The 2,178-nt window shown below is 67.7% G+C and carries 2 protein-coding genes and 1 pseudogene; 2 read left to right on the top strand and 1 reads right to left on the bottom strand.

Annotated features, from left to right (window positions below; translation table 11 throughout):
• Positions 1-630: 630 nt before the first annotated feature.
• Complete coding sequence (locus tag AOK15_RS45350) at positions 631-801, bottom strand: hypothetical protein (RefSeq protein WP_157870478.1); 171 nt, start codon at positions 799-801, stop codon at positions 631-633.
• A gap of 198 nt (positions 802-999) precedes the next feature.
• On the opposite strand from AOK15_RS45350, the pseudogene AOK15_RS36200 reads away from it, so the two are divergent.
• Both AOK15_RS36200 and AOK15_RS36195 read left to right on the top strand, forming a co-directional pair.
• Positions 1,000-1,575: pseudogene (locus AOK15_RS36200) on the top strand (MFS transporter); the annotation flags it as partial.
• Positions 1,572-1,976 carry a cupin domain-containing protein gene (locus AOK15_RS36195; RefSeq protein WP_055522726.1) on the top strand — a complete coding sequence of 135 codons (405 nt, stop codon included), beginning with the start codon at positions 1,572-1,574 and terminating at the stop codon, positions 1,974-1,976. The pseudogene AOK15_RS36200 and the gene AOK15_RS36195, both read left to right, overlap by 4 nt.
• The last annotated feature ends 202 nt before the right edge of the window (positions 1,977-2,178 follow it).

The following is a 2,178-nucleotide window of genomic DNA, read 5'->3' as shown; positions in this document are numbered from 1 at the left end:
CCCTCAGGTGAGACGCGGGCAGCCCTCCCTCATCGGGCTGCATGGTGTGCCTCGGTTGTTCGACGTGCAGCAATCTCGCCCACGCTCACATCCGGGAGGTTGTTTGGCAGGCCTGTCGCGCCACCGTGTACAACTCCGGAGGATCGAGTTCCACAACATGTGTCCGTATGTGGGTTGATGTAGCTTTCCGTCTGGCGGGGTGCGGAGCTCGTGGGCGGAGCACCGGGCGCGCCGGTCCGCCGTACCGCAGCGGCTTTGGGTGGCGGTGGCCGTGGCGGCGCCGTATCTCTTCCTCGTCCCCTACGTCGCACCACGGTTCCTGCTGCCGACCTTCGGTACTGATGAGAGCGGCTGTCCCCCTTCGGGAAGACCTCTCCGGCCCGCTGGGCGAGCGGGTCCGCCGCGTCCGCGGATCCCTTGCGCCGGTCCCCAGGGCCCGCAGCGGCACCTCCGGCGACCGCCCCAATTGTGGTTTCCCGTAGTGCCGGAAGACCGCCACGAGCTCCACCTGGTCTCGCCCGGCGAGCGTGTCGGTGAGTGTCATATCGTCCGTACGGTGCCACCCATCGCGTAGGCGTTGTGCAGCAGGACGAGGAGGCGTACGTGCGGCGTCCCCCAGTCTTTCTGTGATCAGGCGCCTGAGCCGCGGTTGATGTTCGTGCCGGCGGTGGTCTCGGCGTCGGTCCTCGTTCGGTCCGCCGCCGTCGAGTCCGGCCTGTGGCTGTCCACCCAGTGCAAGATGATCACCAGGAATCCGAGAAGGACGGACAAGGCGACCACGGCCAGGACGCTGGTGGGCAAGGTGTGCTCCGGATGGTTCGACGTGCAGCGATGTCACGACCGACGCTCACAGCTGGGAAGTTGTTTGGCAGGCCCCCTTTGCCGCCGCATACAACTCCGGAGGATCGAGTTCCACACCACTTGCTCGGATATGCAGTGATGTGGCTTCGCGTCCCTGCTCACCGGCTTTCACTGGACGGCACGACGGCACGACGGCGTATGCAGCAGGTGCTGGGCATGGGCGCCGCAGCAACCGGTACCGCGTTCCTTCCCTTCTCCGCGAGCCTGATCGCGGGCAACCTCGTCGCTACCCGCGTCACCGCGACATGCACACCTGGTACGTCCCTGGCCTGGCACTCTGCTCGCGTCCATGGGCCTGGCTCGGTTCGCCTAAATCAGTCCCGACGGCGGCCTCGTCACCGACGTATTCGGCCCTTGCATTGTTACCGGAGTCGGCGTCGGCCTGGTCAGAGCCCCGATCGTCGCCGCCGCAACCACCGGCGTCTCCCCCGCCGTGAGGCTGGCATGGACTCCGGCCTCATGAGCGGCTCCCGCCAACTCGGCGGCTGTATCGGCCTGGCCTCCCTGGCCACCATCGCCACACACCGCACCGGCACAGATACCACCCCTGCCGCGATCAACGAGGGCTACATCCTGGGCCTTGCCATCGCCGCCGTCCTCTTCCTGCTCGCGGCGGCCGTGGCGATCGGCATGCGGCCCCGCCGCCGGACCGAAACACCTGCGCCACGACCCGCCACCACCGCACAGAACCGACCGGAAGGAACACCGTCATGACGACGACACCGCTCTCACCCATCGACCTGTTCGCCTCGGCGCTGCACATCCACCCCGACGGCAACGTCAAAGCCGCAGAACGGCGAATGACGGGCAGCGACTCCGGCGCCTGGCAGATCGCGACGTTCCATGTGGAGACCGACGCCGATGTGCACGCCGATCACGGGGAGATGCATCCGGAGGCCGAGGAGGCGGTGTGCTGTCTGACCGGCGGCGTCCGCCTGTACTTCCGCCCCGATGAGTCCGACGGCGCAGAGCGCACGGTCCACTTGCGGGCAGGCACCGCCGTGATCGTCCCCCGAGGCCGCTGGCATCGGCTGGAGCTGGACGCCCCGAGCGACCTGATGTCGATCACCCTTCGCCACGGCACCCGCCTTGAAAGGCGCACGAACACCCGCTGAACAACACCTGGCCCGGCAGACCCTGCCGGGCCAGAGAGGGTAACGCTTCACATCACCCCCACAGCGATCCGCAGCAGTGCTCACGACCGTGACAGACCCCTCTCACCCGAGACCGGTTGGGCTCCCACCCGCAGGACAGGCCGTTGGCCTGGCTCGAGCCCGAAGGCCAGCCCACCCGTCAGGGACTGTCAAACGAGTGGTG

It is taken from the genome of Streptomyces ossamyceticus, assembly GCF_001418475.1.
In the GTDB taxonomy this organism is placed as follows: domain Bacteria; phylum Actinomycetota; class Actinomycetes; order Streptomycetales; family Streptomycetaceae; genus Streptomyces; species Streptomyces ossamyceticus.
This window is presented reverse-complemented; position numbering and strand designations above follow the sequence as displayed.

Coding starts and splice junctions, on each gene's coding strand:
- AOK15_RS36195 (WP_055522726.1), top strand. CDS start 1,572: ATGACGACGACACCGCTCTCACCCATCGACCTGTTCGCCTCGGCGCTG.